The following is a 6,990-nucleotide window of genomic DNA, read 5'->3' as shown; positions in this document are numbered from 1 at the left end:
AGCGGTGCTCCCTGGCTGCCCGACACGGGCTGCAGCGCTCCCGGGCGGCCGCAACCCGGTGACGGTGCTGCCGGGAGTCGCCGCACCGGTTGCGGTGCTCCCGGACGTCCTCTCACCGGTTGCGGTGCTTCCGTGGCTTTCCGGACCGGTCATGGGCTCTGCCTCCATCTTGTCGGTAGTGCGCGAGTGTCCACACCTTCAAATTATCATTCTGCCCCAGTCTGGCCCCTCAGCCGTAGGGAGTAGTTTCACTGGAGGGCTGTGGAACAAAAAATATGAGTAAACGCTTACGTTCACCTGCCCTGCGAACTAGGCTGGCAGGCAGCCCGTGTCCGCGCCCGTTTCCGCAAGGGACCAGTGATGAGCAAGGTCGTGCAATTCCCGAAGCAGTTCCTGTGGGGCGCCGCGACGGCCGCCTACCAAATCGAAGGTGCGTCCCGGGACGACGGCCGCACCGATTCCATCTGGGATGTCTTCTGCCGGCTGCCGGGGGCCACCGTGGGCGGCGAGACCGGCGAACGGGCCTGCGACCACTACCGCCGCTACCGCGAGGACGTCGCGCTGATGTCAGCCCTGAACCTGGGTGCCTACCGGTTTTCCACGTCCTGGCCGCGGGTCAAACCGGACGACGCGGTCGTGAACCCGGCCGGCCTGGATTTCTATTCGCGCCTGGTGGACGAACTGTGCGCGGCGGGCATTAAGCCCTGGCTCACGCTGTACCACTGGGATTTGCCGCAGGCGCTGCAGGAGAACGGCGGCTGGGCGAACCGGGACACCGCCTACCGCTTTGCGGAATACGCCCTGGCGGTCCATGAGGCGCTCGGTGACCGGGTACGCGTCTGGACCACGCTCAACGAGCCATGGTGCTCGGCGTTCCTCGGCTATGGTTCGGGCGTCCATGCGCCGGGCATCCAGTCGAGGCCGCAGGCCTTGGCGGCCATGCACCACCTGCTGCTGGGGCACGGGCTGGCCTCCGACGAGCTGCGCCGCCGCGATCCGGCCGCCGAGCTGGGCCTCACCCTGAACTTCACGGTGGCGGATCCCCTGAATCCGGAGGATCCCGTCGATGTGGACGCCGCCCGCCGCATCGACGGCCAGTTCAACCGCGCCTTTCTGGACCCCGTCTTCCGCGGTTCCTACCCGGCGGATTTTCTGGTGGACGTGGGGCCGTACGGACTGGAAGCCAGGATCCGGGACGGCGACCTGGCTCTGATCGGAACCAGGATCCAGGTGCTGGGGGTCAACTACTACCACGGTGAAGCGGTGACCGGGCACCCCCGCCCGGACGCGGAAAACACGCATGCCGCCCCGGTCGAGCGTCCGCTGGCGCCGCCCTACCCCGCGGCCGACCATGTCAGCTCTGTTCCCCGCGGGCTGCCCACGACGGCGATGGGCTGGGAGATCCAGCCGGAAGGACTGCACCGGCTGCTCGTCCGTTTGCAGCACGAGTACAGCGGCCCGGCCGGGACGGCGCTCTTCGTCACCGAGAATGGGGCGGCCTTCGACGACGAGGTCTCGGCCGACGGCGCCGTGCATGACCGGCAGCGGCTGGAGTTCCTGCGCGCACACATCCTGCAATGCCACCGTGCCATCCAGGACGGCGTGGACCTGCGCGGCTACTTCGGCTGGTCGCTGATGGACAACTTCGAGTGGGCCTGGGGCTACAGCAAACGCTTCGGCCTGACCCGGGTGGACTACGCCACCCTGGAGCGCACCGTCAAGGACAGCGGCCGCTGGTATGCGCAGGTCGCGGCCGGCAACCGGGTCGCCTCGGCCTAGCCAAAGAAAAATCCCGCAGCCGGCGCGGGGTGCGGGATTCTGCCTTGCAGCTCCCCCGACTGGACTCGAACCAGTAACCCTTCGATTAACAGTCGAATGCTCTGCCAATTGAGCTACGGGGGATTGAAGCGAGTAAAACTCTAGCAGGACGGCGGCACGGAGACGAAATCGGCCTCGCGCCGAGGGCCCCCAAACGCACAGGATCCCCGCCTCCTGCAGAAGGCGGGGATCCAGTGTTTGTCCGCTCCCCCGACTGGACTCGAACCAGTAACCCTTCGATTAACAGTCGAATGCTCTGCCAATTGAGCTACGGGGGAAAGAAATCATCCGCCACCGGCGGTTTGACCTCCAACAGCATACTCAATGGAGGCCGGAACTTGCCAATTGAAGGCCCGGCCTACTCCGCGCGAAGGGCCCGCCGCTGCATTTCCAGTTCCATCAGTTCACGGTTGATCTGCTGGAAACTCTCGGGATCGGACGCTGGATCCATCCGTTGCAACTGGCCCAGCTTGTCGGCCTTCAGGTGGGTGATCTGCAGGTCCTGCAGCCGGTTCAGGATCCCCCGGCAATACAGCCGCAGGGCGTCGTCGTTTTGTGCAGGCAGCGGGGTCACCGCAAGTTCCGAGACGAAGGTGCGCAGCTCCTCCGGGACCTCCTGGCGGATGGTCTCCACCCACTGCGAGGGTGTGGCACCGGAAACACCCGCAGCCCGGACGGCGCCGTGGATGGCCACGTGCACGGGCGCCAGGAAGCGGGCCTGCATGAACTGTTCCCACTGGTTGGCATCGAGGAGGCCGGGCTGCTGGATGGCCACTTCCAGTGCCTGGTGTTCCAGGCGGACCACGGGATCACGCAGGTCCGGCCGCGGAAAGGCAGGGGGTGCCGCGTACTGGCCGGATTCCCGGGCGTAGTCCGTTTCTCCGCCGGCCTCGGCGCCCCTGCCGTAGCCGTGCTGCGCGGCCTGCCCGTAGGCCGGCCGGCCGTCCTGTTGCCGGGGGGAAGGATTTCCCGGATTCCATGCGTCCCGGCCCTGCTGACCGCCGCCGCGCCGGTACGGTCCGGGCGGCTGCTGGTTGCCGCGGCTCGATTCCTGCCCGCGGTCCTGCTGGCCCCGCTCGCGGCCCGCCGCCCGGGTCCCGGCTTCCTGTCCCCGTTTAGCGGCCCCGGCCACCGCCCGGGTGACGTCGTCGATGTCCATGCCCAGCCAGCCGGCGAGCTCGCGCGAGTAGCCGGGACGCATGGCGGGGTCCCTGATCTCGGCGACCACCGGGGCCGCGGCACGGAGGGCCTGGACCCTTCCTTCGACCGTGTCCAGGTTGAACTTCTTCAAGGTGGCCTTGATCGCGAACTCGAACAGCGGACGGCGGGAGCTGATCAACTCGCGCACCGCACCCTCGCCGTGGCTCAAACGCAGGTCGCATGGATCCGCGCCGCTCGGCTCGACGGCTACGTAGGTCTGGGCAACAAAGCGCTGGTCTTCCTCGAAGGCGCGCAGCGCGGCCTTTTGGCCCGCCTCGTCGCCGTCGAAGGTGAAGATCACTTCCCCTCCGGTTCCGTCATCGGAGAGCAGGCGCCGGGCGATCTTGATGTGGTCGGTGCCGAAGGACGTGCCGCACGTCGCCACGGCCGTCCCGATGCCCGATAGGTGGCAGGCCATCACGTCCGTGTAGCCCTCCACGACCACCAGTTGGCGGTTGCGCGCGATGTCCCGTTTGGCCAAGTCGATCCCGTACAGGACCTGCGACTTCTTGTAGAGCGCCGTCTCCGGCGTATTGAGGTACTTGGGGCCCTGGTCATCCTCGAAGAGCTTGCGGGCACCAAATCCTATGGTCGCCCCCGTCAGGTCGCGGATGGGCCAGATGAGCCGGCCACGGAACCGGTCATAGATCCGGCTGTTCCTGCCATCGGATCCGTCCGATCCGCCGGAGAACATGCCGGTCATGCGCAGTTCGTCCTGGGTGAAGCCGCGGCCGGTGAGGTGCTTGAGCAGGCCGTCCCAGCCCTGCGGGGCGTAGCCGACGGCGAACTGCTCCGCGGCTGCCTGGTCGAAGCCCCGTCCGGAGAGGAACTCCCGGGCCGCCGCGGCACCCGGGCTCTGGAGCTGCTCCCGGAAGAACTCCGCGGCAACCTTGTGTGCGTCCAGCAGCCGCTGCCGCTTGCCCACGTCCTCCCGGCGGGGGCCGGTACCGCCGTCTTCGTACCGGAGCGTGTAATTGATCCGGTGGGCGAGTTTCTCCACGGTCTCGCTGAACGTGGTGTGATCCATCTTCTGCACGAAGGAGATGACGTCGCCGCCCTCGCCGCAGCCGAAGCAGTGGTAGGTGCCCACCTGCGGACGGACGTGGAACGACGGCGACCGCTCGTCGTGGAAGGGGCACAGGCCCTTGAATGACCCGATGCCGGCCGACTTCAGCGTGACGTAGCCGTCGATGACTTCCTTGATGTCGGTACGCTGGCGGACTTCATCGATGTCTTCACGCTTAATGAGTCCGGCCATAGTCCCATGGTATGCAGCCGCGCCAAATCGGCGCCGGAACCGCGGCGGCCTGTGCCCCAGGCGCCGCGCGCAGCCGCCTGTGGAGGGAAGCTGCTCGCGGCCCGCAACCTCACAGGAGGGTGCGGTGGGCCCCCATCAGGCGTTCGTGCAGCGCCAGGGCGGAGACATCGGTGAGCGAGGCGATCTGGTCGATGACCACGCGAAGGCGGCCGCCGTCGTCGTCCGCATCCCGCCAATCCGAGGCAAAGGGCTCCTCCAGATGCTTCTCCCCCGTGGCATGGAGCTCGCTGACCAGGTCGTGCAGGATCTCCTGCTGGTGTTCGTAGACCGGCTGGCGCAGGTCCGCGGTCATCACGAACGTGGTGGCCAGGCCCTTCATCACCGCGATCTCGACGGCGGTTTCCTGCGGCACCACCAGCTCCGCCCCGTAGCGGGTCAGCTGCTGCGGGCCGTAGATGGAGCGGGTGGCTTCCATCGCGCTCGAGCAGAAGCGGCCGATCAGCTGGCTGGTCATGTCTTTCAGCGCCGCCATGGCCTTGCGGCTGCCGTCGGCCTCGCGCACCCAGACGCCGGATTGCTCCAGCCGGGTCAGTGCTTCGTCCACCTCTTGGGCGTCGCTGGAGGGCAGGTACCACTGCTGGGTGTAGCCGATGACCCGGCTGCGGGTGTCGGGGCTGTCCAGCCACTTGAGCTGGATGCGCCCGGCCACGATGGCGTCTTCGACGTCGTGCACGGAGTAGGAGATATCGTCGGCGAGGTCCATCACCTGGGCCTCCAGGCAAGACCGGCGCTCCGCGGCGCCTTCGCGCAGCCAGTTGAACACGGGAAGGTCGTCTTCGTAGGCGCCGAACTTGCTGGTGCGCTTGCCGTGGATCACCGGCGCGTCGTCGGCGGACCACGGGTATTTGCAGGCCGCGTCCAGGCTGGCCCGGGTCAGGTTCAGCCCGGCCGGGGATCCGTCCGGGCGCAGGATCTTGGGCTCCAGCCGGGTCAGCAGCCGCAGGGTCTGGGCGTTGCCTTCGAAACCGCCGATGGCGTGGGCCGCGGCGTTGAGTGCGGTCTCCCCGTTGTGGCCGAACGGGGGATGGCCCAGGTCGTGGGACAGGCAGGCGGCGTCCACCACGTCGGGGTCGCAGCCCAGGGTACGGCCCAGTTCGCGGCCGACCTGGGCCACTTCCAGGCTGTGCGTCAGCCGGGTCCGCACAAAGTCGTCCGTGTCCGGGGACACCACCTGGGTCTTGGCGCCCAGCCGCCGCAGTGCCGACGAGTGCAGAACCCGGGCCCGGTCGCGTTCGAACTGCGTGCGGTAGGTGCTCTTCGGCTCCTCTGTGTACCAGCGTTCCTGGTCGAACTCCGTGTAGCCCGGCGTGGGCGGGGCCGGGCGCCCGGTGCGTACCTTAGCCACCGGAGACGTCCAGTTCAGCGGCGGCGATCATGGCCTTGTGGTCCGCGTTCAGCTCCCGGCTGGAAAGCCAGCCGTCGGGCAGCGCCGTGCGTTTGGGCGAACCGGCCCGGCCGCGCGGGCCCTCGGCGTCCGCCCCCGGGTAGGGAGCGTCGGCATCCAGTTCGGCCAGCAGTTCGCGCAGCACCTCGAGGGTGGGCACCTGGGCCAGCGCGGCACGCAGCTCGCCGCCCACCGAGTATCCCTTGAAGTACCAGGCCACGTGCTTGCGGATGTCCCGCAGGGCCTTGCCCTCGTCCTCGAAGTAATCCACCAGCAGCTCGGCATGCCGGTAGAAGCTGTCCGCGACGTCCTTCAACCCCGGCCGGAAGCGCCTGTCGGTTCCTTCGAAGGCGGCCTGCAGGTCCCCGAACAGCCACGGGCGGCCTTGGCAACCGCGTCCGACGACGACGCCGTCCACTCCCGTTTGTTGCACCATCCGCACCGCATCCTCGGCGCTCCAGATGTCTCCGTTGCCCAGCACCGGGATGTCCGGCAGGGCTTCCCGCAGTTCCGCGATCGCGTTCCAGTCGGCCTTGCCCGAGTAGAACTGGCTGGCGGTGCGGCCGTGCAGCGCCACGGCCGCCACCCCGGCGTCGCGGGCGATCTTGCCGGCCTCGATGAAGGTCAGGTGCTCGTCGTCGATCCCCTTGCGCATCTTGATGGTCAGCGGGACGTCGCCCTTGGCGGCTTCGCGGGTCGCCGCCTGGACGATCGCGGTAAACAGTTCGGTCTTCCAGGGCAGCGCCGAGCCGCCGCCGCGGCGCGTGACCTTCGGCACCGGGCAGCCGAAGTTCAGGTCGATGTGGTCGGCGCGGTCTTCCTCCACCAGCAGGCGGACGGCGGCGCCGACGGTTTTGGGATCCACGCCGTAGAGCTGGACGGACCGCACGTCCTCGTCCTCATCGTGCGAGATGATCCGCATGGACTCCCGGTTGCGTTCGACCAGCGCGCGGGACGTGACCATTTCCGCCACATACAGGCCACCGCCGTACTGGCGGCAGAGCCGGCGGAACGCCTTGTTGGTGATGCCGGCCATGGGTGCCAGCACCACCGGGGTGTCGACGGTTATCGGGCCGAGTTTGAGCGGCGGAAGCTCGAGCTTGGCGCCCGATTCGGGGGCAGCGGTAAGTGTCACCCCACCATTCTCTCAAAACCGGGCAAATCCGTCCGCCGGCACCGGCGCCTGTGGACTAACGGCCCCGGTCCGCCGCGCCGCCGTTCCTCCGCGTCGCCGGGGTTCGTCCGCGTCCGCGGGACAGCCGGGCCGAGC

At 68.2% G+C, this 6,990-nt stretch carries 4 protein-coding genes and 2 tRNA genes; 1 reads left to right on the top strand and 5 read right to left on the bottom strand.

Going from position 1 to position 6,990, the window contains the following annotated elements; all coding sequences use genetic code 11:
- Positions 1-360 precede the first annotated feature (360 nt).
- Complete coding sequence (locus tag AC5RUJ_RS08385; protein WP_494128288.1) at positions 361-1,779, top strand: GH1 family beta-glucosidase; 1,419 nt, start codon at positions 361-363, stop codon at positions 1,777-1,779.
- A 50-nt stretch (positions 1,780-1,829) separates the two neighbouring features.
- On the opposite strand, the gene AC5RUJ_RS08380 is transcribed toward AC5RUJ_RS08385, so the two are convergent.
- The 5 genes from AC5RUJ_RS08380 to dusB all read right to left on the bottom strand — a co-directional run bounded on the left by AC5RUJ_RS08380 (position 1,830) and on the right by dusB (position 6,855).
- Positions 1,830-1,902: transfer RNA gene (locus AC5RUJ_RS08380), tRNA-Asn, on the bottom strand.
- 121 nt (positions 1,903-2,023) lie between these two features.
- Positions 2,024-2,096 (bottom strand) — tRNA-Asn (locus AC5RUJ_RS08375).
- An 80-nt stretch (positions 2,097-2,176) separates the two neighbouring features.
- On the bottom strand, positions 2,177-4,276 hold the full coding sequence (gene dnaG, locus AC5RUJ_RS08370; protein ID WP_494128289.1) for a DNA primase: 2,100 nt from the start codon (positions 4,274-4,276) through the stop codon (positions 2,177-2,179).
- A gap of 109 nt (positions 4,277-4,385) precedes the next feature.
- Positions 4,386-5,681: a deoxyguanosinetriphosphate triphosphohydrolase gene (locus tag AC5RUJ_RS08365; RefSeq protein WP_494128290.1), complete on the bottom strand. Its 1,296-nt coding sequence runs from the start codon at positions 5,679-5,681 to the stop codon at positions 4,386-4,388.
- Positions 5,674-6,855 (bottom strand): tRNA dihydrouridine synthase DusB, encoded by a 1,182-nt coding sequence (dusB, locus tag AC5RUJ_RS08360; protein ID WP_494076158.1) that lies wholly within the window; start codon positions 6,853-6,855, stop codon positions 5,674-5,676. The genes AC5RUJ_RS08365 and dusB overlap by 8 nt, the downstream gene beginning before the upstream one ends.
- Positions 6,856-6,990: the final 135 nt, after the last annotated feature.

It is taken from the genome of Arthrobacter sp. Y3223164, from assembly GCF_059091005.1.
This window is presented reverse-complemented; position numbering and strand designations above follow the sequence as displayed.

Bases quoted from the DNA above. Each gene is read 5' to 3' on its own strand.
- AC5RUJ_RS08385 (WP_494128288.1), top strand. From the start codon at position 361: ATGAGCAAGGTCGTGCAATTCCCGAAGCAGTTCCTGTGGGGCGCCGCG.
- dnaG (WP_494128289.1), bottom strand. From the start codon at position 4,276: ATGGCCGGACTCATTAAGCGTGAAGACATCGATGAAGTCCGCCAGCGT.